This window comes from Halobacillus salinarum, from assembly GCF_022919095.1.
Lineage (GTDB): Bacteria > Bacillota > Bacilli > Bacillales > Halobacillaceae > Halobacillus_B > Halobacillus_B salinarum.
Genome location: NZ_CP095073.1, coordinates 2,270,402 through 2,295,242 on the forward strand (window position 1 = coordinate 2,270,402; position 24,841 = coordinate 2,295,242).

Consider the following 24,841-nt stretch of genomic DNA (forward strand, 5'->3'; position numbering starts at 1 on the left):
GGGAACTTTCCTGAAAGATTTTAAGCCGTCCATAAGATGACTCTTATGGACGGTTCTTTTTAGTTCTGTCAGGTTTTAATAATGTTCTTTGCAGAAAACCCCAATGAAGCTCGTGGGCGATGTAATCTCTGCCATCAATCGAAAATCTTCTGTAATCAATATAGACTGCTGTTTTCCCTTGCTTTGATAGTTCTTCAATGATCGCATTCACGTAATTCTGATTAAACACCAAATATTTTTCATCTAAGTCAATAATTATGGTGCCTTTTTTATACCCTAATAGACCAGCAATAAAATAAACGAGTAAAAAAAAGAGAAGAATGGTTATGATCAGGTTCAAATAGAACACTTCCTAAAATAAGCTTTCTAATAATTACGATTGAGAAAAGTATTCGTTTCAGCAGCTAAGGAATTTCGTGATATAATGGAAAGAACAGTTGTTCGAAAAGGAAGGATAATCGTGTCCAAATGGTATCCAAAAAATGGCCGGGTCATTTTCCACGTTGACATGAATAGTTTTTTTGCTTCCGTAGAGATGGCTTTCGATCCCTCTCTTAAAGGCAAACCTTTAGCTATCGCTGGTAATCCTGAAGAAAGAAGAGGAATTGTAGTAACCAGCAGTTATGAAGCAAGGAAGTATGGAGTGAAAACGACCATGCCGGTAGGAGAAGCACGGAGACTCTGCCCTGATTTAATCGTTATGAGCCCCACCTTTGAAAGGTACCGGACGGCTTCGAAGGAAATGTTCAAAATTCTAGCTGACGTTACTCCCATTGTCCAACCAGTTTCCATTGATGAGGGTTATATGGACATTACTGATTGTGAAGCTCAAGGGACGCCTCCTGAGCTTGCCAGGTATATTCAGGAGCGAATTCATCACGAACTTGACCTTCCTTGCAGTATAGGGATTGCTCCAAATAAATTTCTCGCGAAAATGGCGTCAGATATGAAAAAGCCGATGGGAATTACGATTTTAAGAAAAAGGGATTTAGCAAAAAAACTGTGGCCGCTTCCAGTGGAGGAAATGCACGGGATTGGAGAAAAAACGGCCGGAAAACTGCATCATTTACAAATAAAAACGGTTGGTGAACTAGCGGCTGCTTCTCCTTTAGAATTAAAAAGAATCCTTGGAATCAATGGAGAGCGGTTGCAGAACAAAGCAAATGGGATCGATACGAAACCTGTTGATCCGGAAGCCGTCCACGAATTTAAAAGTATCGGAACTTCTACTACATTGCCACACGACACTACTGATGAAACAGAAATTCGCAAAGTCTTGAGAAGACTCGCGGCGAAAGTGGAACAGCGAATGAAGAATAAGCAGGTATTAAGCAGAAATGTCCAGGTTATGATTCGTTATTATGATCGGAAAACGGTGACGAGAAGCAGGCAGCTGCAAGATTATATGTATACGGCTGATGACATTTTTAATATTGCTTTGCAGCAGTTTGAAGCTCATTGGACGCAGGAACCTGTCAGGCTACTTGGTGTGACTGCTCAAGACTTAGCTGATAAAGAAGAAGTAACCCAGCAGTTGAATATTTTTAATTATGAATCTTATGCCAGCAAAGAAAAGCTTTATGACGCCATTGAGAAAATCAATAAAAAATATGGTAATGATACATTTAAGTCTTTATCCTCTTCAGAACAAGGACAGGTGACTACGAGCTTTCAAAAGGATTTCCTTGATGATTACAAAAAAGAATGAGCAAATAATATAGGGAGCTTCGGCTTGCAGAGAAATCAGAAGAGATTTTTCTGCAAGCTAATTTTATGTTTGTTGAGGGATAGATGATAAATATCATTTATTAATAACTTCCAATTGTATTCCCCGAGATTAATGATCCATACCTTTCTTGCCAATCATTCACATAAATAACATATAATAAAATGAAATATTTCGATTGGAATATTTCAAAAAATGTTGTAGGACAATGTTAAGTGTTGTAAGATGATTGTAGAATTGAAATATTACATAGAATATATTTCAAAATTAAAGTGGAGTTGATGGGAATGACGATCAAAGTACAAAATGTAAACAAAAAATACAGAAGCGGAGAAGTAGATATTCACGCGTTACGAGAGGCCACTTTAGAGGTTCCTGACCATGAAATCGTGACAATTCTAGGGCCGTCCGGTTCAGGGAAATCCACACTTCTTAATGTTATTGGTGGGATTGATCAGTTTGACACCGGACGTATAGAAGTAGCAGGCAGTTATCTGGAAACGCTTAAATCCAGCCAGCTAACAGAATTCAGAAGAAATAATATCGGATTCATTTTTCAGCAGTACAACCTCATCCCAACGTTGACGGTAAAGGAAAATGTAGAGGTCGGTAAAGAATTGAGTAGCCAGCCGTTAGATATGGAGGATATTTTACAAAAGGTAGGAATGGAAGATAAGGAAAACAAATTTCCTTATCAGCTTAGCGGAGGGGAGCAGCAGCGCGTAGCAATTGCCAGAGCGCTTATTAAAAATCCAAAGTATTTGTTGTGTGATGAACCCACCGGGGCTCTGGATGAAGAAACGGGCAAAAAGATCCTTTCGTTATTGAAATATGTGAATTCCATCTATGGGACAACGGTGTTAATTATTACTCATAATCAAGGGATAGGAGATATGGCTAATCGTGTCATAAGAATGAAGAGTGGGGAAATTACTGATTCTTTTATCAATGAACACCCTATCGAACCAGAGAAGGTGACCTGGGCATGATCTTACGAAAAACAATACCAAGAAATATCAGAGAGAAAAAATTTCAATATTCAGGGGTTACGCTTCTGCTCTTCTTTTCTGTGATGCTGTATGTAGGTTTGTCGATGGCAATTTCTACCCTTGATAAGAGAAATGAGCAGTTTTCCAAAGAAAACAACCAGGAAAGCTTTCATTTAGTAACAAGTGATACGCTTTCTAAAGAGCAGTTGTCGACATGGGAAAATGAGTATCATTTTAAATTAGAAGAAAGACATTACCAGAACCTCCAAGTTTCTGAGGATACAACGTTGCGGTTGTTAGGAATAACGAATAAAATAAACATTCCTTTTATTTCTGAAGGGAAGATGCCGGATAAGTCTGGGGAAATTGCTGTAGCAGAGGCTTTTGCAGCGAAAAATGGTTTCCAAATTGGTGATGAAATTGACTTAAATGGTACGAAAGGGAAAATTACAGGTTTTGTATATTTACCTGACTACATCTATATGATTCAGCACCAGTACGACATTATAAGCAATCCAAAGCAGTTTGGAATTGGGATTACAGTACAAGACACGTTTTCAAAAACGAATCGGCCATTGCAGACAGAGGTACTGGGATTTAAGGAAAATGGCAAAATACCTAATGAGTTTCTTACTGATGTAAAAAAACAATCAGCCATTCTGCAATATGTTGAAAATGAAGAAAATGCGAGAATCCAATATATAGATTCAGAAATTGAGGGGGCAAGTACGACCATAACTTCTCTTTCCACCTTTATTCTCATTCTCTCAATAGTAATGATTTTGATGCTCATGAAGCGACGTTTGGAGCTTCAAAGGAAAGAGATTGGTACACTGCTTGCGTTAGGGTACCGACGGAATGAGTTGCAATTCCATTATCTTGGCTATGCTTGGATCGTTGGATTAACAGGAAGTGTTACAGGAATATTGGCAGGCGCAGGATTATCTGTTCCATTATCCAATATGTATTCGAATTATTTTAATTTACCTGCTGTTTCCATGTTTGACTGGAGTCCTTCAGCCTTATTGATAGGTTTTTTCATGCCGATTATACTGTTAGTACTTTTGACAACAGTTGTAATTCACCGAACGTTAAGACTGGATCCTTTAACTCTGCTTCGACCGAAGGAAGTAACGAGTGGAAAGAAATCCTGGTTTGAGAAGCTTCCATGGATGCAAACTGGTACTTTTATAAGAAGATTCCGGTTAAGGCTGCTCGTTCGAAATAAGGCTAGAAGTTTTTATATTTTTCTTGGAGTTATGTTTTCCACCATACTCCTTCTGTTTGGGTTTATTGCGTTTCGTTCGATGAACCAGCTGGTCGATACAACTTATCAGGATGTTCAGAGTTATAATTACGCCGTCCATTATAAATCCTTGCAATCGGATGAAGTGCCTGAATCCGAAAGTCCATTTGTGATGTCGGAAATCAAAATAGCAAATGACAAGGGGAAAAAATCGAAAGCGAGTCTATACGGAATTATACCTGAAACAGATTATTTACATTTAATGAATGGGGAAGAGAGGCTGAATCAGTCTCTTAATGATGGAGTTGTAATTAGTAGGCCATTAGCTGCCGTACTCGGGGTAAATAAAGGGGATTCCTTGACGCTGACGAATACGCTGAACCAAAAAGAATGGGATACCCAGGTTCAGGGGGTTACAGATATTTACATCGGAAAAACTCTCTATCTTCCTTTAAAAAAGGTTAATGCATTCTTAGGCTATCCAAAGGGTAGTTATACAGCAGTTTGGCAGAAGAATAAACCTGAAGTTACTAATAATGTGTTTATGATTGAAGATAAGCAGAAGGTCATTGACAGCTTTGAAGCGTCTTCGGGGGCTACTCGATATTCTGTCTTTGGCATGGCCGGATTCGCTATTATGATCGGTGTCATCGTCTTGACTCTGCTTACAAATTTAATTGTAGAAGAAAATTCACCTTCAATTTCATTATTTAAAGTAATGGGCTACACGAACCAGGAGGTTTCCAAACTGGTTTTAAATGTGTACACTCCTGTAGTGTTTTTATCCTATTTTATTTCTATTCCATTAGCTGTGCTTGGACTGAAAGCTACATTTAACAGCCTTGTGGAACAAACAGGATTCCTCCTTCCGACCACACTTACCGGGGGATGGTCGTTCTAGGACTTGTGGTGATTTGGTTTACGTACTGGGTGTCTTTGTCTCTGTCGAAACGTAAATTAAAAAAGATTTCCCTTCAGGAAGCGTTAAAAAAGCAACAAGATTAATCAGAGAAGCAGCAGACACTAGGACCTACCATGCGTCTGCTGCTATTTGTTATCCTAAGATTTTTTTTATGAAAAAAAGCCCGGTTTTTGAATCAGGATATCGAAAACGGTGGTCAAACTTTGTCGATTGGTTAGTAATGCTTTTAGTATGGGTGAATGTTTCAAAACTGGCCTGACCATGATACATTCCTATACCGCTTTCGCCGATTCCTCCAAATGGGAGGTGAGGGTTTAGAGTATGATAAAGCGTATCATTAATACAGCCTCCTCCAAAGGATAGGGATGTCGTAATAAACATTTGTTCTTCTTTGTTTTCGCCAAAATAATAAAGGGCTAAAGGTTTTGGCTTTGCTTTTACCATACTGACGGCTTCCTCCAAAGAAGAAAAAGTAAATACCGGAAGAAGAGGGCCGAATATTTCCTCTTCTTTAAGAGCTTCATGGCTGTTTAAGCCATCCAGGATGGAAGGTTCGATTTTTTGGTTGCCATCATGAACTTCTCCGCCATAAATGATTTCGCTGGCAATAAGATGTTTTTTTAATCGTTTATAATGATGATCATTAACAATTTTTACGTATTTCCCATTTTTTACAGGCTGGTCTCCATAAAACATCTGAATGTAAGATTTGATATGAGCAAGAAGTTCGTTCTTAATAGTGTGGTGCACAAGTAAATAATCCGGAGCTATACACGTTTGGCCGGCATTTGTAAATTTACCCCAGACTATCCGTTTAGCAGCGAGATGAAGTACAGCATCTTTGTGCACGATAGCCGGGCTTTTTCCTCCTAATTCTAATGTTACAGGGATCAGGCGGGAACTCGCCTGAGCTAGTATTTTTTTTCCTACCGATGTGCTCCCAGTGAAAAAGACGTAATCTAATGGCTGCATCATGAGCTGCTCCGTCACTTCTTTACCGCCTTCTACGACTGCAATATATTCCTCTTTGAAGTATTGGTTGATCATCTTTTTTAATACCCATGAGACAGTAGGCGTCACTTCAGACGGTTTTAAAATAATGGTATTCCCTGCAGCTATTGCGCCAATTACAGGAGCCAGGGAAAGTTGAAGTGGATAGTTCCAAGGCGCAATTACCAGTACGAGCCCATAGGGATCCTTTAGTATATAATTGCGTGAACCAATGTGAGTGAAGGGAGCTTTTACTTTTTCTGGTTTCATCCATTGCTTAATATGCTTCAACTGCTCGTTAATCTCATTTTTTAAGACTGCAATCTCACCAGCGTAAGCCTCGTATTCGGATTTACTCAAATCGTAGCGGAGTGCACGTAAAATGGGCTTTTCAAAGGTAATCAGCATTTGCTTGAAACGTTTAAGCTGTTTCCTTCGAAAATCATAGCTCCTCGTGTGGCCTTCTTCAAACCATTGTTTCTGTAGCTTTACTAAGTTTTCCATAACCTCTCTCCTTTACAAATGGAAAGGGATATAATGCTGATAATAATCATAAGCAAGAATCGTATTGGGAAAGATCGCTTTTGCATCTTTTTCTAAGATACTCAAGTCCTGGTCCTGATACCTCGATGAAAAGTGATTGAGAATCAAAGTCCCAGCATCTGCTTCTCTTGCTAGTGAGGCAGCCTGGTAAACGGTCGAGTGGAAGTAGTCATAAGCCATTTGCTCTTCTTTACTTGCAAATGTGGCTTCGTGTACAAGGACATCTACGCCTTCAAGTTTTTGCTTCAAGGAAGGAATATATCTCGTATCCCCTAATATGGCCAATTTTCTTCCCCGCTTCGGGGGCCCGACGACGTCATCACGATAAATCACCCTTCCGTCATCAAGCCGGGTAACGGGCTGTTTCTTTATTTGCTGATAAATAGGGCCGGGTGTAATACCTTGTTCCGTTAATTTATCCGGCTGCAGTTCACCGAGTTTATCTTTTTCATTAATTAGAAACCCATAACTTTCCATTCCATGGTCCAAGGCAATGGATTCAACTTGGAATTGCTCGTCTTCAAACAGCAGTCCTTCTTCGATTTCCTTTATATAAAGAGGGTACTTCAACCTAGTTCCGCTTACTTTCAAACTAATGTCAACGTATTCCTTCACACCTTTAGGGCCATACACGGTAACAGGAGATTCCCCTCCCTGGAAGGACCGGCTGCTAAGTAGGCCGGGAAGGCCGTATAAATGGTCGCCGTGTAAATGGGTGAGAAATATTTTTTCGATTCGTCGAGGTCGGACGGACGTATGTAAAATTTGATGCTGAGTGGCTTCTCCGCAGTCAAATACCCAAGTCGTTCCACGTTCTTCTAACAGCCTCAATACGAGAGAAGAAACGTTGCGGTTTTTAGAAGGCACTCCTGAGCCTGTTCCTAGAAAGAATAATTCCAAAAGTTATCCCTCCTTTTTTCTCATCATACCACCTGAACCTTATAGAAGTACATAATTCGCCCTTGCCGAAGAGACAAGTAATCAATAGAGACTGGGAGTAGATGAATAGCAACCCGTCTTAAGACAAAACAAGGAAAGATAGAGAAATTCCGAAGTTGTCGATAGTTATGACTTTTGAAAATAAGCTCCGCCTATCCCTGCCTGCATCCGGCAGACTGCGGAAGCCGGAAAAAGCTGGCGGACGTCGCCTATTCTCATCCTATAAAACTACTGCCCACAGAAATAACGGGAATTAAATAAGGCGTTTTTCCATTATAAAAAATCCGAATGATGGTGAAATTTTGTGATAAGATTTCACCATCATTCGGATATTAGAATGGCTGAAACACGTGCGTGCCAGCCATTTTTAATTACCATCCGCGATTGTATTGTCTTGGCCCATCGAGCTTATATCCAAGCTCATCCGCAGCTTGTTTCGGCCAATAAGGATTTCTTAATAAAGCTCTGGCAAGAAAGATTAAATCTGCCCGCTTATTTTGCAAGATCTCTTCAGCTTGAATGCCCCTTGTAATCAGTCCGACAGCCCCTGTATCAATCTCAGCTCCTGACTTAATATTTTCAGCATACCTGAGCTGGTAGCCGGGATAAGGGTCTATGGAGGCAGGAACAACGCCACCCGAGCTAACGTCGATCAAATCTACGTTTTGTTCTTTCATTTGCTTAGCAAAGTAAATAAAATCCTCCTGGGTATTTCCTTGAGGGTGGTACTCCTCCCCAGAAATACGAACGAATAATGGACCGTTCCACACTTCCTGCACTGCAGAAATCGTCTCTTTTAGAAAACGATATCGATTCTCAGCCTTTCCGCCATAATCATCATCCCTTTTGTTCGTTAAGGGAGAGAGGAACTGATTGATCAGATATCCATGCGCTCCGTGCAGCTCAATAATATCAAATCCGGCTAGAGAAGCTCGATGGGCTGCATCCTTAAATGCTGCAATAGTCCGTCTGATATCTTCTTTAGTCATTTCTTGTGGCTGCTTAAAGGATTCATTAAAAGCAAGAGCACTTGGTGCATAAATGGTGCTCCTTAAATTCGCTTTACGACCTGCATGAGCAAGCTGGATTCCAGCCTTGGCATTATGCCTGTGGATGGCATCCGTGATCGTTTTCAGACCTTCTATTTGTTCGTCATTCCAGATCCCCAGATCTTCATGTGATATACGACCTTCAGGCAGAATTGCTGCCGCTTCAGTCATGACAAGGCCCACTTGTCCTGCCGCACGGCTTTCATAATGGGCGATATGGAAAGGCTGGATTTTACCATCCTGATTATCGCAAGAGTACATACACATAGGAGACATCACGATGCGGTTTTTTAACGTGACGTTCTTAACGGTATAGGGAGAAAAGAGCAGATTTTTCAATAGGGCGGCCTCCTTCAATAGATAAATCAAACACAACTTTAAAATACCAAAACGGATGGCAGTCTGCTAATAATTGAACTGTACAGCCCAATGAAGCGCCCTATTTCTTGTCTTTTCTTTTCTGCCATTGCTTCCAGTATTCTACCGCTTCGTAAGGAACATCTGTAAACAATCCATTACAGCCTAAGGAAAAACACTTTTTCATAAGAGTGGGGCGGTTTACCGTATAGATCCTTAAATCTAAACGATGTTTCTGGCAGCTTTTTACAAGCTTTTTATCTAACAAGCGATGCTTAACATGTAAGGCATCTGCGTGAATTGATGCCGCATATCCGGCCAGGTTTCTCATTTTAGTAGACGTAAGAAAGGCGGTTTGGATGGAAGGATTGATCTCCTTCATTTTCATAATGCTGTCTGCATTAAAACTGGAGATAACTGTTCGATCTAGGACTTGGTAATTTTTAAGGCATTCGTAAACTATTTTTTCAATATGTTTGTATGCAATCACGTTTGTTTTTAGTTCAACATTTAATACCATAGGCTGAGGCTGAAACCAGCAAAGAAAATCTTCCAATGTTACAATGGAGCTGTCTGAAAATTTCGGTGAAAACCAGCTGCCAGCGTCCAATAAACGAAGCTCTGAATATGTATAATCTTGAACAAAGCCTGTTCCATTTGTTGTTCTTCGTAAATTCTCATCATGAATAAGGACAGGGATGTTGTCTTTTGTTAATTGCACATCTGTCTCTATACCATCAGCATAAGCTTCGCGGGCAAGTTCAAAAGCGGCCATCGTATTTTCAGGAGCCAGTTTACTTGCTCCACGGTGGGCGTAAATGAAAGTTTTTGTCAAAAGGTTCACCTCTTATCTAGGTTATGCTCGTTTTGATTGTGGGCGATCGGCAGAGAAAAGTCAATGATTAGGAGAGTGGCTGTTATGAGTGAATGGAAGTCAAAAGAGCAGTTAACCGAACTGCTTTGCTCACTAGTAGAATACCCTAGTATTACCGGCAGTAACGCCGAGATAGCGATCATCGAATACTTATATTATATTTTAGCGGACAAGAAATATTATCAAAAACATCCCGGACACGTAAGTCTTCATCCTCTGGAGGATGGACGTCAGCTCATGTCAGCTCTCGTTAAAAAAGAAGGCAGACAAGAAACAATCGTCCTAATAGCTCATGCTGATGTCGTCGGTGTACAGGATTACGGGTCATACCAAAACCTTGCCTTTTACCCTAAGGAACTCACTCAAGAGCTCCGTAAACATATAAAAGACTTACCAGAAGATGCTGCCAAGGATTTAAACGCTGGGAATTGGCTCTTTGGCAGGGGGACAATGGATATGAAAGCAGGCCTGACCGTTCATCTATCATTATTAGAGAGAGCTATGGAAGGAGATTTTGACGGCAATCTCTTATTGATTGCCGTACCTGATGAAGAGGTCAATTCTCAAGGGATGCTCGCCGCACTTCCGATACTAAAGGAATTAGAAGAGAGCGAAGAGCTTTCTTACAAGCTTGCTATTAATGGAGAGCCAATGTTTAGCAAATACCCTGGTGATCCAGCTTATTACTTGTACACAGGGTCCATCGGCAAAACTCTGCCTGGATTTTTATGTTATGGGAAAGAAACACATGCCGGTGAACCATTTGGAGGATTAAATGCCAATTTAATGCTCAGCTATGTCGCTCAGGAAATGGAACTGAACGGAGCGTTTATTGAAGAAGTCGAAGGCGAGAGAACGCCACCGCCCATCAGCTTGATGCAACGGGATTTAAAACATGAATACTCCGTGCAGACACCTCAAGCAGCTGTAGCGATGTATAATGTTCTTTATATGAAGCAGACCATTGAGGAACTTAATGAAAAGCTGCTGCGGGCTTGTGAACGTGCACGGCCGAAAATCATAGAGCATTATGAAAAACAAGCGGCGAACTATTTAAAGAAAGGGCAGACCTCTTCCTTTAAACCTACGGTGAAAATACTTACCTATAAGGACCTTTATGAAGAAGCTGTTAAGCGGTTTGGCGAAAAAGAAGTAGATCGGCACCAGAATTTATTGATCAACCAGAGGGATCAAGGAGACAGGGATTTTTCCACGCTGCTTGTTCAAAACCTGGCTGCATTGTGCAAGGATTTAGGCCCAATGATCATTCTTTTTTACAGCCCGCCTTTTTATCCATCAGTATCCTCGCACAGCGACAAGATGATTCAACATGGCGCACAGGTAGCCATGGATTATGCGAAGGAGGAATACGGAGTAGAAGTGCAGGAAGTTGAATATTTTACCGGGCTTTCGGATTTAAGCTTTATCGGTCCGGTCTCAAGTAAGTCGCCAATCGAAAATTTGATTGAACAAATGCCTATCCAAGGGAAAGGTTTTCTTCTCCCAACGGATGTCATGGAATCGATAACGATGCCTATTATTAATATCGGCCCGTTGGGTAAAGACGCCCATCAATGGACAGAGCGGCTTGAACTTTCTTATAGTTTTGAAATGCTTCCGAAAATCCTTGCAAAAACAATTACGCATTTTTTCGAAACTCCTGAAAAAGGCTGAACTTATGAGAACCCAACCTTGTCGGTAACTTGCCGGCAGGGTTGCTTTTCGAATACATGGAAAAAATGGAATTTAGAGTTTTACAGGACTCAAGCGTGCTAATTCTTACTGGAGATAAGAGTGGGCTGGTACAGAAATTTCTGCTACAATAAGAGTAATTTAATGAATGATCATTCATTTATTTGGGGGAACAAGTCATGCAGACAATGAAAGATATGATTCATACGTTAACACTGCCTACTCCTTACGCTGTTGGTGAAGTACACTGCTATTTATTAATAGGAAGCACAGTCACCTTAGTTGATGCAGGTGTAAAAACATCGAAGGCATGGGAGGAACTTAAGTCCCAGTTAAAGAGGCTCGACATCGAGCCGGAAGATGTGGAGCAGATTATTCTCACTCACCACCATCCTGACCACATGGGACTCATCGAGTCTTTTCCTCATTTAAGAACTATAGCGGGGCACTACAAGCTTCGCCCGTGGCTGGAAAGAAGTGAACAGTACTTACAGAGGTACGAACAGTTTTTTACATTGATGTATGAAGAAGCGGGTGTTCCTGAAACGTTCCATTCTTTTTTGAAGACACTGAGAAAACCGTTAAAATGGACGGCTCAAAGCAAGCTGACTTTGGAACTTCAAGAAGGCGACAAAATACCAGGACATGAAGACTGGGAGACGATCGAAACCCCAGGCCATGCACAATCTCACTTATCCTTCTTCAGGTCGGCTGATGGAGCTTTATTAGGCGGGGACCATCTGCTGCCTCATATCTCTTCCAACCCTTTATTGGAGCCTCCTTTTCAGCCAGGTAGTGAACGTCCAAAGCCTTTGCTGCAATATAGACATTCAATGGATAAAATTTTACGTTATTCCGTATCCAGGGTTTATCCGGGCCACGGTCAGAGCTTTTCAGGCGCTCATGAATTAATTCATAAACGCTTCAAAAGTCAGGAGGCACGCGCTGAAAAAGTAAAGAAGATCATCGGCAGTCATTCACCGATGAATGCGTATCAAGTATGCGAGCATTTGTTTACAAAGCAAATGGGTAGTCAGTTTGGGTTAACCATGTCTGAAACGATAGGACAACTTGATTACTTAGAATCGATTCAGGAAATAGCAAGCTCATATGATAGTAGACAAAAATTATATTATGTAAACTAAGGGGTTTAATATGGTCAATCGATTACAAGGAAAAAAGATACTTATTACTGGAGCGTCGAGCGGAATAGGGATGTATCTAGCTATTCATGCAGCAAGGTCCGGAGCAGTTCCGATTTTGACTGCCCGCTCGGAAGATCGTCTTGAATTGATAACAGAAAAGATTAAAGAACAGTTTGGGGTTCCTGTTATTGGTATAAAGCGGATTTGTCGAATGACATGGAATGGAAGGATGTCATAGATCAAATTTGTTTTGATCACGGGTATGTTGATGCTTTGATTAATAATGCAGGGATGGCCGTTTTCGATTTGGTCGCTGAATCGAAATGGCAGGATATCGAACAAATGTTGAACGTCAATGTGAAATCGCTCATGCGTGCTGTCCACCAGCTGCTGCCGCATTTTTTGAACAGAGGAGAAGGACATATTGTAAATATAGCTTCGCAAGCAGGTAAAGTTGCAACGCCTAAGTCTGCGGTGTATTCCTCCTCAAAACATGCGGTGATAGGGTTCACAAATGCACTCAGGCTGGAAGTAGAAGACCGGGGCATTATGGTGACTTCAGTAAATTTAGGGCCGGTAAGGACGAACTTTTTTAAGAATGCAGATCCATCCGGTATTTATAAGCATTCGGTTGAACCAATTATGCTTGATCCTAATACCGTTGCTTTATCAGTTATCCGTTCTCTGTTTAAGAATAAGCGGGAAATCAATCTGCCTCTGTGGATGAATTCAGGGAGTAAGGTTTATCATTTAGCTCCGTCTCTAATGGAAAAAGCTTTGAAGAGCCAATTTAATAAAAAATAAACAAAAAGATTGCTTCCTCTTTTAGATTTGCTTATTATATGTAAAAAGAGGTGATCTTTGATGAAGTTATCGATTACCGACGAAGCAGCTTCCCAGCTCAAAAGGTTGTCTGGTGAGCAACAGCCGATGATTCGATTATTCTACGATACCGAAGGGTGTGGTTGCGGTGTCAACGGTCTGCCGACGATTCGCCTTGACCAAAAGAAGCGTGAAACTGACAAAACAGTAGACAATCAATGGTTTTCTGTTGTGATTGATGACCAGCAAGCGATATTTTTTAAGCCGGAAATGAAGCTTGATTTTCTTAAAGGAAGTTTTCGTCTCTCCAGTCCTGAAGGTATTTTGAATCCGATAATATCCTCAAAAGACGTAAAAGAGGGGGCGGTACTTTGAAAAACAAGAACAACCACGGAAATCTTAAGGATCAGCTGAATAAGGACGTCTTGGAACAGCTGCAATCTAAAAAGTCTCAGTTAAAAGCACACCAGGAAGAACTAGCAGAAAAGGAACGAAAACGGAGACTCGAAGAAAAAAGGCAGAGAGAAGCGAACAAAAGCTTTGAAGAGCTGCTGAATGAAAGTGACCTTGACTGGAAATCATTCAAAAGATAAATGCAACCGCCTGAAATTTAATTTTTTCAGGCGGTTTTATTTTTTTATAATGATTAAAGAAAACCAGAGTTACTTCATTAAGAACGGTGTTTTTGGTATGTGATCGGCGAGGTCATCGATTGAAGCTCTCCAAAAATCTGCTCTGTTAAAGGAGAAGCTTTTAAATAGCTCAAATTATCTTCAAGCTGTTCAAGAGAACTGGCACCAAATACCGCGGTTGCTACTGTTGGATGGTGCAGCACGTACTGAAGCGCAAGAGCAGTAAGGCTGCGATCGTCGCTCGCATAATCCTGCCATTTTTTTATGATGGCCATCAGCTCTTCATAACTGTAATCAAGAAACCCTTCCTCTGCTTTTTTGCTGGCTTTTTCTTCCCCCTTGGAAGAGAGCATCCCTTTAGCAAGAGGTCCGCGGGCAAGTACGCTTATATTATGGTTTCCAAGTAGTTCAAGCACCTCTTCTTCAGGTCTGCGGTCGAGGGCATTATACTGCATCATTACGCTTGCAATCGAAGATTTTTCAACGTATTCTTTTATGACATTCGGGCGGATGGAAGAGATCCCGTACGCTCTGATATATCCTTCCTTCTTGAGTTCTTCAAACGCCTCTATGCTTTCATCAATCGGATCATCTATCGTACCTCCGTGCAGCTGATAAAGGTCAATATACTCTGTTTTCAGTCGCTGCAGGCTGTCCTTTACTCCTCGTTTGATATGAGTCTTGGAAGGATCCCACGTCCACCCTTCCTGTCCAGGAGTAAAGTGGTTTCCAACTTTTGTCCCGAGAATGAGGTCTTCTCTTCGCCCTTTAATGGCTTCTCCAACAATTTGTTCATTTAAACCGAAATTGTAAAGGTCAGCCGTATCTAAATAATTGATTCCTGCATCTAATGCCCTATCGATGATTGATTTAGCTTTCTCTTTATCTGTGCCTAAGGACATGCAGCCCAGACTGATTTCGGATACATATAATTCTGAATTGCCTAGTTGACGTTTATTCATCATCCACATCCTTTCTTTTTCCATCCTATCGAAAAACTCGGGTAATGATCCATTCCTGTGATAGAATCAATAATAGACTAAACCTGAGAGGATGGTTTGCATGAAAAAATTCGAAGAAAAAACGATTGAAACAGAATCCATTTATAAAGGAAAGATTGTCGATCTCAGAGTCGATACAGTTACATTACCCAATGGAAAAACATCTAAACGGGAACTCATTGACCATCCAGGTGCTGTTGCTGTGATTGCCCTGACCAAAGAAGGGAAACTGGTGATGGTCGAACAGTACCGTAAACCAATGGAAAAAAGCCTTGTGGAGATTCCTGCTGGTAAGCTTGAGGAAGGAGAACAACCTAAGATTACTGCACTTAGGGAATTAGAGGAGGAAACAGGATACACTACCGAGCATCTAGAATATATCACATCTTTTTATACGTCTCCAGGATTCGCTAATGAACTTGTCCATATTTATTTTACTGATAATATCCGCCCGCTGAAAGAAGCAGTTGGAACGGATGAGGATGAATTTGTAGAACTGATGGAAATTACGCTGGAAGAAGCGGTTCAACTAGAGAAAGAAGAAAGAATTCACGATGTGAAAACGTCCTATGCTCTTCTCTTTCTAAAGTTGAAGGAAGCACAGAAGTAACCCTGCGTTCTTGCTTCGCTGAGTTACATATTCAAACCGGGTGGAAAGAGCAGTTGGTACTTCCAACTCTATAACCATTTAGTAAAAGAAACGAGAAAATGATGACCTATAGGGATAGAGAGGATTTACGGATGTCCGGAAAAGAAAACCAAAGAAGACTATCATTCATTTGAGAGATGGCCATCTGCCTAGTAAAGCAGGAGGCGGTTATACTAATGGAAAAATAATACTGGATTTAGCAGCAGTGGTCTATTTACTGCCACTCTTTCATAGATTAGTCATAGACCGTATATGAAAGGGTGAAAGATTCATGCAGCAGGGTGTCCGGATCGTAAGAAAAGACATACAAAGCCACGTGAATATTTTCGTGTTTATTTTTGTGTTATTTATCATGGGAATGGTATTTGGAGCCGTGATCGTCAACAGCATGAACTTCGTCCAAAAAGAAGATTTATTTTTCTATCTTAAAAAATTCTTTGAAAATACGATCGATGTGGATGGTGTAACCAAAGCAACGCTTTGGAAGGAAACGATGCTCTATCACATCAAGTACATGCTCCTCTTATTTCTACTCGGAATATCCGTCGTAGGCATGCCGATCATTACGGTTCTTTTATTTATTAAAGGTTTAGTCGTCGGTTTCTCTGTAGGTTTCCTAGTCAATCAGATGGGATGGTACGGACTATTGGTCTCATCAGCAGCGATTGCCCCGCAGAACCTTTTGATCATTCCTGTTTATTTAGCGGCTGGGGCACTTGCATTAATGTTTTCTTTGACCTTGTGCAGACAGCTGTTTATTCGGCGCGTCCATCAGCCCATTCTACAAGCTTTTGCTCGTTACAGCATGTTGTTTTTAGTTCTAATGACAGGGTTAGTGATCGCGTCAACTGTAGAAGTGTTTTTGTCAAATTCATTTCTGGAGATGATTTTAAAGTGGATCTATCAATAAATCGATTATCATATAATAATAATTATAAATAATAAATTGTAATCATTATAATTTGACACTCGTTCTGTCTCTGATTATAATAAAATTGGAATTACGAGGGAGGGACAAACGAGATGGAGCATCGCATAGAGCGAATTAAAAAGCAATTGCATTCCCAGAGCTATAAATTAACACCTCAGCGGGAAGCTACAGTACGTGTGCTTTTAGAGAACGAAGCAGACCATTTGAGTGCGGAAGATGTTTACCTCCTCGTAAAAGAGAAAGCACCAGAGATTGGTCTTGCAACTGTTTATCGCACACTTGAATTACTATCAGAGCTGAAAATCGTGGATAAAATTAACTTTGGGGATGGAGTATCCCGTTATGATTTAAGAAAAGAAGGCGCACAACATTTCCATCACCACTTAGTCTGCATCGAATGTGGGTCGGTGGAAGAAATTGAAGAAGATTTATTAGGTGATGTAGAAAAGCTGGTAGAAGGTGAGTGGGGGTTTCAAGTTAAAGACCACCGCTTAACTTTTCATGGTGTATGCCGTCAATGCCAGAAGGCTGAAGTCGCAGCAGGTTCAGGCAATGGCTCCAATGAACAAAATGAGCGTTAGTTAATGGAATAGGAACGAGTACTTAACACACCCGGCTTCTATACAGAAGCCGGGTCATTTGTTTTTAAAATGGATTTGTTGCCCATTGCAGGGAGGTTTTAATAAAAATCCTCGGATGAAGTTTAAGAAGGGAAACCATGTATTCGGCGATATCTTCAGGCTGCATAAACTTCTCTTTATCTGCTTCTTCAAGCTTGTCTCCCATTGACAACTCCGTAGCTACAAGACTTGGGTTGAGTGTACTTACGCGGATATTATTTTTTCTGACTTCCTGCATAAGAGCTTCTGTCATTCCTTGTACAGCAAACTTGGAAGCGCTGTAGGACGTAGAACCGGCTGTTCCTTTTAATCCGTTACTAGAAGAAATAGTAATAATATCCCCATTGGACTTTTCTATCATTTTTGGTAAGACTGCTCTTGTCATATGGTAGGTGCCAAAAACATTCACTTCCAGTACTCGTTTCCATTCATCTGGTTCGATGTCTAGAAAAGAGCCTTTGGTGCTGATTGCGGCGTTATTAATAAGGATATCTGGAGACCCAAGCTTGGCAGTTAAATAATCTACGGCTTGTACTGTTTCCTTTAGATCAGCAAGATCAGCAGAAGCCGATGCCGTATTCACCCCAAAGTCTGCGGCTTTTTTTGCAGTTTCATCAAGTCTTTCTTCGTTTCGGGCAATGAGTCCGACGTGAACTCCTTCGCTTGCGAGCTGCAAGACAGTAGCTTTCCCTATTCCTCTGCTTGCTCCCGTTACAAATGCTACTTTTTTTGAAATATCCTGGCTCAAGTTCATCATCCTTTCTCATTTTTCTCTAGTGTAAATAGTTTCTTAACGGTTAGCAATTTCTTTGTTTAAAAGAAACAGCAGGCAGTATTTTCAGAAAAAAGAGTAAATTAGAGTGGAAGGAGGAATCTATTTACAAACGAAATAAAATCGTGTAGGTTATGATTAGATAAGGCTGACATGTATATTTGTGTGTTTTTTAGGCATATCCTTTACTATAGTCATAGAAAAGGGAGGCCCAAAAGGCGATGCTAAAGCGCACAATTGAGGATCTGCTGAAAGTCCTTATTGTATTTGTAGTTTGTACATGTGTATTTTATTTCGCATTGCGTATGGTACATGAGGAGTATGATAGACAACATCGATACGACCCGCCAGGCGGTTCAGCTGTAAAAGTATTTGAACCGGCTGATCAAGATTGGACAGACCGTTTATCGATTTTTTTTCAACTGGGGGAATAAAAGTCATGATGCAGCATCCACTTGATGACTTTCTACATTACTTAACTGTGGAACGAGGCTTATCTAAGAACACCATTCAATCGTACAAACGTGATTTGACTCAATATATGAACTTTCTTGAAAATCAGGAAGGTGTGAATGATTGGGACCGTGTGTCACGTACTCATATTATGAAATATTTGTATGAGTTGAATGATAAGGGGCGCTCTCGTGCCACTGTAGCCAGACTGCTTTCTTCGATCAGGCTTTTCCACCAATTTCTAATTCGTGAGAAGGTTGCCGGTCAGGATCCCAGCTTACATATTGAAACGCCAAAAAAAGAAAGGAAACTTCCGAAGGTCCTTTCATCAAAAGATGTGGAGAAACTGTTAAGTCTGGAAGCTGAGGATCCTTTTACAGCACGAAATAAAGCCATGCTGGAAATGCTTTATGCAACAGGTCTTCGCGTAACAGAACTCGTATCATTAAAAGTTTCAGATTTAAATTTAATGATGGGATTTGTCCGCTGCCTTGGTAAAGGATCCAAAGAAAGAATTGTGCCCCTTGGGGATTTGGCTAGAGACGCTGTTGAAGTCTACTTAAGAGATTATCGCAGTACATTGATCAAGCATAAAACGACAGAAGAACTTTTCGTTAATCACCATGGAAACTCTTTATCCAGACAAGGGTTTTGGAAGATTCTGAAAGCGGTTGCCCAAGAAGTGGGGATTCAAAAGGAAATTACCCCCCATACACTAAGGCATTCCTTTGCGACTCATTTACTTGAAAACGGAGCAGATTTAAGAGCTGTTCAAGAAATGCTCGGCCACGCTGATATTTCTACGACCCAGATCTATACACATGTGACAAAATCACGGTTGAACGAAGTTTATCGCTCTTATCATCCACGAGCGTAAACTTTTTTTGGGTTTTTAGTTGTCTGACATCCTACATCTTGCAAGATGAGCGTAATTTTTAATTTGTTTGGGAAAGTAAAACTTAGGAGGGATCGAGAATGAAAACATTTGATCGTATTTTTGTAATCGTAATGGACTCCGTAGGTATTGGGGAAGCACCTGATGCCGGAGAGTTTAATGATAAAGGAGCCAACACACTTGGTCATATTGCTGAGCATATGAACGGGTTACATATGCCGCACATGGAAGAGCTTGGTCTGGGCAATATTCGACCTATCCAAGGTATAGAACCTGCCGATAAGCCAAAAGCTCATTATACCACTATGAAAGAAGCCTCTAACGGAAAAGACACGATGACGGGGCATTGGGAAATCATGGGTCTTTATATAGATAAGCCTTTTAGAACTTTTCCTGACGGATTTCCAGAAGAACTGTTAAACGAGATCAAAGAACGCACGGGTCGTGGAATCGTTGGCAATAAACCAGCCTCTGGAACTGAGATTATTAAAGAACTCGGAGAACATCATATGGAAACTGGAGATTTAATTATTTATACCTCTGCGGATTCTGTTTTACAAATTGCAGCACACGAAGAGGTTATCCCTCCGGAAGAGCTTTATGAAATCTGCGAACTTTGCCGTGAGCTGACGCTTGATGAAAAATATATGGTGGGTCGAGTGATCGCCAGGCCGTTTGTTGGCAGACCAGGATCATTTGAGCGGACCTCCAACCGCCATGATTATGCCTTGAAACCTTTTGGACGTACTGTGATGAATGAACTTAAAGATGAAGATTATGACGTCATCGCAATTGGAAAGATCTCAGATATCTACGATGGTGAAGGGGTTACGAAAGCTGTGCGTACAAAGGATAATATGGATGGTATGGATCAGATTGTGGCTTCTATGGACATTGACTTTAATGGAATTTCTTTTCTAAACCTGGTGGACTTTGATGCAAAGTTCGGCCATCGTCGTGATCCACAGGGTTATGGGGAGGCACTGGAGGCTTATGATAAACGCTTACCAGAAGTTCTTGAAAAATTACAGCCTGAAGATTTGCTGCTAATTACGGCTGACCACGGAAATGATCCAATTCACCACGGGACAGACCATACTCGTGAACTTGTGCCGCTGATTGCTTACCATACAGCTATTAAAGAAGGTCGGGAATTAGAACAAAGAGACACATTTGCAGATCTTGGGGCTACTATTGCGGAAAATTTCTCAGTGAAGAAGCCTGCATACGGCCAAAGCTTTTTAAAAAATATTTCAGAAGGAGGAGAGAGAGCATGAACAAAATGTACTTAAGAGATGCAGCTAATTTTATTCAGAAGGAAATGGATATATCCCCTACAGTAGGTTTGATTTTAGGTTCAGGGTTAGGGGTTCTTGCTGATGAAATTCAAAATCCGGCGGTCATTCCCTACAAGGATATCCCTCATTTTCCTGAGTCAACGGTTTCAGGGCACAAAGGACAGCTGGTCATAGGAGAATTAGAAGGTCGTCAAGTCATTGCCATGCAAGGACGCTTCCATTATTACGAGGGGTACACAATGGAGCAGGTAACCTTTCCTGTAAGAGTGATGAAAGAGTTAGGTGTGGAAACATTATTTGTCACCAATGCGGCCGGCGGAATTAATGAAACATTTGAGCCTGGGAACTTAATGATTATTTCTGATCATATCAACAACATGGGAGACAGTCCTTTGATTGGACCTAATGACGAGCAGTTGGGGCCACGCTTCCCGGATATGTCCGAAGCTTATGATCGTGATCTTATAAAACTAGCCAAACTTTGTGCGGAGCGTCTTGACCTTAAAGTCCGCGAAGGTGTGTATGTAGGAAATACCGGGCCTGCTTATGAAACGGCAGCAGAGGTGCGGATGCTGCGAATTTTGGGCGGAGATGCTGTAGGGATGTCAACTGTGCCAGAAGTCACTGTAGCCTCACATTCAGGGCTGCGTGTGTTAGGTATTTCGTGTATCTCTAATATGGCAGCCGGAATTCTTGATCAACCATTAACTCATGATGAAGTCATTGAAACGACTGCCCAAGTTAGAGGAGATTTTCTCGGTTTTGTTAAAGATCTGCTAAAAGCATTGCCAGCCTAAAACAAAAGAGTAAGGGGTAATTGAGATGAGAATGTATGACATTATCGTTAAAAAGAGAGACGGCGGGGAATTAACAGAAGAAGAAATTTATTTCTTTATTGAAGGTTATACAAAAGGGGAGATCCCGGATTATCAAGCTTCAGCTTTAACGATGGCGATCTATTTTCAAGGGATGTCGCAAAAAGAGACGGCTACGTTAACACAGGCGATGGTTGATTCTGGGGAAACAATTGATTTGTCACAGATTGAAGGCCATATCGTAGATAAGCACTCGACGGGAGGCGTCGGGGATAAAGTAACGTTTATCGTTGGACCGCTTGTTGCGTCAGTGGGTGTTCCAGTAGCTAAAATGTCAGGTAGAGGGTTAGGTCATACAGGTGGTACCTTGGATAAGCTCGAATCGATTGAAGGACTACAGATTGAAATGACAAAGGAACAGTTCATCAATAACGTCAATCAGCACAAACTAGCCGTTGCGGGGCAGACAGGAAACCTCGCTCCAGCTGACAAAAAGCTTTATGCCCTTAGAGATGTGACAGCCACAGTTGATTCAATGCCTTTAATCGCAGGATCGATAATGAGTAAAAAACTTGCATCTGGTGCTGATAGCATCGTACTTGATGTAAAGACAGGTTCCGGAGCGTTTATGAAGTCGCTGGAAGACTCTGAAGCACTGGCACGTGAAATGGTGAATATCGGCAATAATCTCGGCCGTCACACCGTAGCAGTCATCAGTGACATGAATCAGCCGCTTGGGTATGAAGTAGGAAATGCTAACGAAATTAAAGAAGCGGCGCAAATCCTGCAAGGAAAAAAAGTCATGGATTTAAGAGAGCTGTCTTTGGAAATCGCTGCTCATATGACCTTGCTTGCTGAAGTGTTTTCCTCCTATGAAGAAGCTTATCAGGCGCTTGAAGCGAACTTAGAAAACGGAAAAGCGTTTAACGCTCTTCGTACTCTTATTGAAGCTCAAGGAGGCAATGTGGACATGATCGATGATTTGAACAAACTGCCTCAGGCAAAATATGCTGTTGAAGTCAAAGCTGATACGGATGGCTTCGTAAAAGAAATTGATGCAGAATCAATTGGGGTGGCTGCTATGTACTTAGGAGCAGGAAGAGCTACGAAAGATGATGAAATTAACCATGGTGTCGGCATAACATTACACAAAAAGATTGGTGATAAGGTAACTGCCTCAGAGCCTCTTGTGACGCTGCATAGTGATCAAGAGCAGCCTGAAGCTTCCATTTCTAAAGTGAAAGAGGCGTATACGATTGCTGACGAAAAAATTGAAGCACCTGCCCTCATTCATAAAGTAATTAAATAAAAGAACAAATTAAGGCTTCATGAGCGTTCATGAAGTCTTTTTTTATTGTCCTCTATTTTGTATAGAAGTCCTAACACAGGGAAAAATAGGAACACTTAAAGCACAGGAGGGCAAAATAATGAGAAAAGTAATCGGATTTACCTTATCACTATGTTTAACTATTTCACTCCTCATGCCTTACACTACGCACGCTGCGGAAAAGAAGGATGAGATTGTGAATTCTGCTAAATCAGCCATTTTAATGGAGAAAAACAGTGGAATGACTTTGTATGAAAAGAATGCAGATGAAAAATTACCACCTGCAAGCATGACGAAAATAATGACGCTGTTAATTATTATGGAAGAGCTTGAGAACAATCATCTAAAACTAAATGAAAAAGTAAGAGTAAGTGAACACGCTGCATCTATGGGAGGTTCACAAATATTTCTTGAAGCGGGCGAGGAAATGAAAGTCAATGATTTGATTAAGGGAATTGCAGTCGCTTCAGGAAATGATGCCAGTGTAGCTATGGCTGAGCGGATCGGAGGCACAGAACAGGCATTTGTTAAACGGATGAATGATGAAGCGAAGGAGCTTGGCCTCGAGAACACTCATTTTGAAAACCCAACCGGTCTTCCAGCTAAAGGCCATTACAGCACGGCTCATGATATGGCCGTAATGGCTCGGGAACTGCTGCTTCATGACACGATTACGAAATATACGAGCATTTATGAAGATTATTTACGCAAAGGACAAAAGAATGAATTCTGGCTGGTGAATACTAATAAGATGATTAAAACCTATCCAGGAATGGATGGGTTGAAAACAGGATTCACTTCTGAGGCAAAATACTGCTTAACCGCTTCTGCCAAGAGAGACAGCATGCATATGGTTGCGGTTGTTATGGGAGCAGATTCACCTAAGAAGAGAAATGCTGATATAGCCAGTATGCTGGACTATGGTTTTGGGCAATATGAAGGAATTAAACTATTTTCAAAAAATACAGTAGTGAAGAAAAAAACCATTACAAGAGGAAAGCCGAAAATCATGAATATCTCACCTGAGAAAGATGTCGTGATTTTAAAGAAAAAATCACAGCCTAAGGATTCCTATGAAACGACGATCAAGTTGGCGAACAAGTCAAATCTTCCTGTACAAAAAGGGGATCAGGTTGGATGGATGATCGTGAAGAAAAAAGAAGCAGAAGTAGCAAAAGTTAAGCTGGTAGCTGGCGAACAAATTGACCGGGCTGGATTTTTGACTCTGTGGCAGCGGTCCTGGAGGAATTTGACGAGCTTTCAGAGGTTTTAGCATTTTCTAACTAGTATTGTTTTTAGGGAGGAAAAACGTACTTTCTCTTCGAAACACTTAAAGACTCTAATTGATTGAGGAGGAAAAATATTGAGTCTTCAAGTGAATTTCGTAACCAGAGAAAATGTCCTGCTTGTACGTCTGGCAGGGGAATTAGATCATCACGAAGCAAGCCGTTTAAGGGAAGCCTGGCAGGAACAGCTGCAATCAAATAATGTAGGACACGTCATCGTAAACTTAGAAAAACTGAACTTTATGGATAGCTCCGGTTTAGGAGTACTGCTGGGAAGGTACAAAGAGATTCAGACTACAGGTGGAGAAATGGTCATCTGCTCGATCTCTCCTGAAGTAAAACGCTTGTTTGACCTCTCAGGGATGTTTAAAATCGTCAAGCTCGTCGATAATGAAGATTTCGCTCTTCAGCTTCTGGGGGTGGCTTCATGAAAAATGAAATGAAGCTTGAATTCCTCAGTATCAGTGAAAATGAATCTTTGGCAAGAGTGGCAGTTGCTTCATTTATCAGTCAAATGAATCCAACCATGGAGGAACTGACGGATATTAAAACTGTCGTATCAGAAGCAGTAACCAACGCGATCATCCACGGTTACGAAGATAAAAACGAAGAGAAAATAACCCTTACTTGCAAAATGGAAAATGAACAAATCGAAATAATCATTGAAGATAAAGGGATAGGTATTGACAACATTGAGGTCGCAAGAGAACCGCTTTATACTTCAAAGCCCGAATGGGAACGGTCCGGTATGGGATTCACAATTATGGAGAATTTTATGGATAAGGTGGACATTACCTCAAAGCCTGGGGAAGGCACAATGATCCGTATGATGAAGCAGTTGACTTCAACCCGGGCTTTGTGTAATTAG

25 protein-coding genes and 1 pseudogene are annotated in these 24,841 nt (G+C 41.0%); 19 read left to right on the forward strand and 7 right to left on the reverse strand.

Annotated features, from left to right (window positions below; all coding sequences use genetic code 11):
* Window positions 1-43: 43 nt before the first annotated feature.
* Window positions 44-340 (reverse strand): hypothetical protein, encoded by a 297-nt coding sequence (locus MUN89_RS11615; protein WP_244707886.1) that lies wholly within the window; start codon window positions 338-340, stop codon window positions 44-46.
* Window positions 341-460: 120 nt separating this feature from the next.
* Between MUN89_RS11615 and MUN89_RS11620 the strand changes: the two genes are divergently transcribed.
* From MUN89_RS11620 to MUN89_RS11630, 3 genes are all read left to right on the forward strand, one after another.
* Window positions 461-1,708, forward strand: a complete 1,248-nt coding sequence (locus tag MUN89_RS11620) for a DNA polymerase IV (RefSeq protein ID WP_244707888.1) — start codon at window positions 461-463, stop codon at window positions 1,706-1,708.
* A gap of 305 nt (window positions 1,709-2,013) precedes the next feature.
* Window positions 2,014-2,715: an ABC transporter ATP-binding protein gene (locus MUN89_RS11625; RefSeq protein ID WP_244707890.1), complete on the forward strand. Its 702-nt coding sequence runs from the start codon at window positions 2,014-2,016 to the stop codon at window positions 2,713-2,715.
* Window positions 2,712-4,862 carry an ABC transporter permease gene (locus MUN89_RS11630; RefSeq protein ID WP_244707891.1) on the forward strand — a complete coding sequence of 717 codons (2,151 nt, stop codon included), beginning with the start codon at window positions 2,712-2,714 and terminating at the stop codon, window positions 4,860-4,862. Before MUN89_RS11625 ends, MUN89_RS11630 begins: the two co-directional genes overlap by 4 nt.
* A gap of 153 nt (window positions 4,863-5,015) precedes the next feature.
* Here the strand turns inward: MUN89_RS11630 and MUN89_RS11635 are convergent, their stop codons facing one another.
* From MUN89_RS11635 to MUN89_RS11650, 4 genes are all read right to left on the reverse strand, one after another.
* Complete coding sequence (locus MUN89_RS11635) at window positions 5,016-6,377, reverse strand: aldehyde dehydrogenase (protein WP_244707893.1); 1,362 nt, start codon at window positions 6,375-6,377, stop codon at window positions 5,016-5,018.
* A 12-nt stretch (window positions 6,378-6,389) separates the two neighbouring features.
* Entirely contained in the window at window positions 6,390-7,316 is a 927-nt protein-coding gene (rnz, locus tag MUN89_RS11640) for a ribonuclease Z (protein WP_244707895.1), read from the reverse strand.
* 410 nt (window positions 7,317-7,726) lie between these two features.
* A complete protein-coding gene (gene namA, locus MUN89_RS11645) occupies window positions 7,727-8,743 on the reverse strand; it encodes an NADPH dehydrogenase NamA (RefSeq protein WP_244707896.1) in 1,017 nt (338 codons plus the stop codon).
* Between the two features lie 100 nt (window positions 8,744-8,843).
* On the reverse strand, window positions 8,844-9,596 hold the full coding sequence (locus MUN89_RS11650) for a glycerophosphodiester phosphodiesterase (RefSeq protein ID WP_244707898.1): 753 nt from the start codon (window positions 9,594-9,596) through the stop codon (window positions 8,844-8,846).
* 84 nt (window positions 9,597-9,680) lie between these two features.
* On the opposite strand from MUN89_RS11650, the gene MUN89_RS11655 reads away from it, so the two are divergent.
* The 5 genes and pseudogenes from MUN89_RS11655 (at window position 9,681) to MUN89_RS11675 (ending at window position 13,887) form a co-directional block, all read left to right on the forward strand.
* The gene (locus tag MUN89_RS11655) at window positions 9,681-11,309 is read left to right on the forward strand and encodes a M20/M25/M40 family metallo-hydrolase (RefSeq protein ID WP_244707900.1); all 1,629 of its coding nucleotides are present in this window, start codon (window positions 9,681-9,683) and stop codon (window positions 11,307-11,309) included.
* Between the two features lie 197 nt (window positions 11,310-11,506).
* Window positions 11,507-12,472, forward strand: a complete 966-nt coding sequence (locus MUN89_RS11660) for an MBL fold metallo-hydrolase (protein WP_244707902.1) — start codon at window positions 11,507-11,509, stop codon at window positions 12,470-12,472.
* Window positions 12,473-12,542: 70 nt separating this feature from the next.
* Window positions 12,543-13,276: pseudogene (locus MUN89_RS11665) on the forward strand (SDR family NAD(P)-dependent oxidoreductase).
* A 60-nt stretch (window positions 13,277-13,336) separates the two neighbouring features.
* Window positions 13,337-13,669, forward strand: a complete 333-nt coding sequence (locus tag MUN89_RS11670; protein WP_244707904.1) for an iron-sulfur cluster biosynthesis family protein — start codon at window positions 13,337-13,339, stop codon at window positions 13,667-13,669.
* Window positions 13,666-13,887 (forward strand): YqkE family protein, encoded by a 222-nt coding sequence (locus MUN89_RS11675; RefSeq protein ID WP_244707906.1) that lies wholly within the window; start codon window positions 13,666-13,668, stop codon window positions 13,885-13,887. Before MUN89_RS11670 ends, MUN89_RS11675 begins: the two co-directional genes overlap by 4 nt.
* Window positions 13,888-13,964: 77 nt before the next feature.
* Here MUN89_RS11675 and MUN89_RS11680 read toward each other — a convergent pair whose 3' ends face one another.
* Window positions 13,965-14,888: an aldo/keto reductase gene (locus tag MUN89_RS11680; protein WP_244707908.1), complete on the reverse strand. Its 924-nt coding sequence runs from the start codon at window positions 14,886-14,888 to the stop codon at window positions 13,965-13,967.
* A gap of 100 nt (window positions 14,889-14,988) precedes the next feature.
* Here MUN89_RS11680 and MUN89_RS11685 point away from each other — a divergent pair, with 100 nt between their 5' ends.
* From MUN89_RS11685 to fur, 3 genes are all read left to right on the forward strand, one after another.
* The gene (locus tag MUN89_RS11685) at window positions 14,989-15,537 is read left to right on the forward strand and encodes an NUDIX hydrolase (RefSeq protein WP_244707910.1); all 549 of its coding nucleotides are present in this window, start codon (window positions 14,989-14,991) and stop codon (window positions 15,535-15,537) included.
* A 310-nt stretch (window positions 15,538-15,847) separates the two neighbouring features.
* A complete protein-coding gene (spoIIM, locus tag MUN89_RS11690; protein ID WP_244707912.1) occupies window positions 15,848-16,486 on the forward strand; it encodes a stage II sporulation protein M in 639 nt (212 codons plus the stop codon).
* Between the two features lie 113 nt (window positions 16,487-16,599).
* On the forward strand, window positions 16,600-17,088 hold the full coding sequence (fur, locus tag MUN89_RS11695; RefSeq protein ID WP_244707913.1) for a ferric iron uptake transcriptional regulator: 489 nt from the start codon (window positions 16,600-16,602) through the stop codon (window positions 17,086-17,088).
* A 64-nt stretch (window positions 17,089-17,152) separates the two neighbouring features.
* Here fur and MUN89_RS11700 read toward each other — a convergent pair whose 3' ends face one another.
* Window positions 17,153-17,884: a 3-ketoacyl-ACP reductase gene (locus MUN89_RS11700; RefSeq protein WP_244707915.1), complete on the reverse strand. Its 732-nt coding sequence runs from the start codon at window positions 17,882-17,884 to the stop codon at window positions 17,153-17,155.
* Window positions 17,885-18,120: 236 nt separating this feature from the next.
* On the opposite strand from MUN89_RS11700, the gene MUN89_RS11705 reads away from it, so the two are divergent.
* The 8 genes from MUN89_RS11705 (at window position 18,121) to spoIIAB (ending at window position 24,841) form a co-directional block, all read left to right on the forward strand.
* Window positions 18,121-18,333: a YqzK family protein gene (locus MUN89_RS11705; RefSeq protein WP_244707917.1), complete on the forward strand. Its 213-nt coding sequence runs from the start codon at window positions 18,121-18,123 to the stop codon at window positions 18,331-18,333.
* A gap of 5 nt (window positions 18,334-18,338) precedes the next feature.
* A complete protein-coding gene (gene xerD / locus MUN89_RS11710; RefSeq protein ID WP_244707919.1) occupies window positions 18,339-19,229 on the forward strand; it encodes a site-specific tyrosine recombinase XerD in 891 nt (296 codons plus the stop codon).
* 98 nt (window positions 19,230-19,327) lie between these two features.
* Window positions 19,328-20,524, forward strand: a complete 1,197-nt coding sequence (gene deoB / locus MUN89_RS11715) for a phosphopentomutase (protein WP_244707920.1) — start codon at window positions 19,328-19,330, stop codon at window positions 20,522-20,524.
* On the forward strand, window positions 20,521-21,342 hold the full coding sequence (locus MUN89_RS11720; protein WP_244707922.1) for a purine-nucleoside phosphorylase: 822 nt from the start codon (window positions 20,521-20,523) through the stop codon (window positions 21,340-21,342). Before deoB ends, MUN89_RS11720 begins: the two co-directional genes overlap by 4 nt.
* A gap of 25 nt (window positions 21,343-21,367) precedes the next feature.
* Window positions 21,368-22,669: a pyrimidine-nucleoside phosphorylase gene (locus MUN89_RS11725; protein ID WP_244707924.1), complete on the forward strand. Its 1,302-nt coding sequence runs from the start codon at window positions 21,368-21,370 to the stop codon at window positions 22,667-22,669.
* A gap of 118 nt (window positions 22,670-22,787) precedes the next feature.
* On the forward strand, window positions 22,788-23,960 hold the full coding sequence (locus MUN89_RS11730) for a D-alanyl-D-alanine carboxypeptidase family protein (RefSeq protein WP_244707926.1): 1,173 nt from the start codon (window positions 22,788-22,790) through the stop codon (window positions 23,958-23,960).
* A gap of 90 nt (window positions 23,961-24,050) precedes the next feature.
* Window positions 24,051-24,404, forward strand: coding sequence for an anti-sigma F factor antagonist (gene spoIIAA / locus MUN89_RS11735; protein ID WP_244707927.1), 354 nt, complete (start codon window positions 24,051-24,053; stop codon window positions 24,402-24,404).
* Complete coding sequence (gene spoIIAB, locus MUN89_RS11740; protein ID WP_244707929.1) at window positions 24,401-24,841, forward strand: anti-sigma F factor; 441 nt, start codon at window positions 24,401-24,403, stop codon at window positions 24,839-24,841. Before spoIIAA ends, spoIIAB begins: the two co-directional genes overlap by 4 nt.

Bases quoted from the DNA above. Each gene is read 5' to 3' on its own strand.
- deoB (WP_244707920.1), top strand. From the start codon at position 19,328: ATGAAAACATTTGATCGTATTTTTGTAATCGTAATGGACTCCGTAGGT.
- MUN89_RS11670 (WP_244707904.1), top strand. From the start codon at position 13,337: ATGAAGTTATCGATTACCGACGAAGCAGCTTCCCAGCTCAAAAGGTTG.
- MUN89_RS11630 (WP_244707891.1), top strand. From the start codon at position 2,712: ATGATCTTACGAAAAACAATACCAAGAAATATCAGAGAGAAAAAATTT.
- MUN89_RS11655 (WP_244707900.1), top strand. From the start codon at position 9,681: ATGAGTGAATGGAAGTCAAAAGAGCAGTTAACCGAACTGCTTTGCTCA.
- spoIIAB (WP_244707929.1), top strand. From the start codon at position 24,401: ATGAAAAATGAAATGAAGCTTGAATTCCTCAGTATCAGTGAAAATGAA.
- xerD (WP_244707919.1), top strand. From the start codon at position 18,339: ATGATGCAGCATCCACTTGATGACTTTCTACATTACTTAACTGTGGAA.
- fur (WP_244707913.1), top strand. From the start codon at position 16,600: ATGGAGCATCGCATAGAGCGAATTAAAAAGCAATTGCATTCCCAGAGC.
- MUN89_RS11705 (WP_244707917.1), top strand. From the start codon at position 18,121: ATGCTAAAGCGCACAATTGAGGATCTGCTGAAAGTCCTTATTGTATTT.
- MUN89_RS11685 (WP_244707910.1), top strand. From the start codon at position 14,989: ATGAAAAAATTCGAAGAAAAAACGATTGAAACAGAATCCATTTATAAA.
- MUN89_RS11660 (WP_244707902.1), top strand. From the start codon at position 11,507: ATGCAGACAATGAAAGATATGATTCATACGTTAACACTGCCTACTCCT.
- MUN89_RS11635 (WP_244707893.1), bottom strand. From the start codon at position 6,377: ATGGAAAACTTAGTAAAGCTACAGAAACAATGGTTTGAAGAAGGCCAC.
- MUN89_RS11700 (WP_244707915.1), bottom strand. From the start codon at position 17,884: ATGATGAACTTGAGCCAGGATATTTCAAAAAAAGTAGCATTTGTAACG.
- MUN89_RS11680 (WP_244707908.1), bottom strand. From the start codon at position 14,888: ATGAATAAACGTCAACTAGGCAATTCAGAATTATATGTATCCGAAATC.
- MUN89_RS11725 (WP_244707924.1), top strand. From the start codon at position 21,368: ATGAGAATGTATGACATTATCGTTAAAAAGAGAGACGGCGGGGAATTA.
- spoIIM (WP_244707912.1), top strand. From the start codon at position 15,848: ATGCAGCAGGGTGTCCGGATCGTAAGAAAAGACATACAAAGCCACGTG.
- MUN89_RS11730 (WP_244707926.1), top strand. From the start codon at position 22,788: ATGAGAAAAGTAATCGGATTTACCTTATCACTATGTTTAACTATTTCA.
- MUN89_RS11625 (WP_244707890.1), top strand. From the start codon at position 2,014: ATGACGATCAAAGTACAAAATGTAAACAAAAAATACAGAAGCGGAGAA.
- MUN89_RS11720 (WP_244707922.1), top strand. From the start codon at position 20,521: ATGAACAAAATGTACTTAAGAGATGCAGCTAATTTTATTCAGAAGGAA.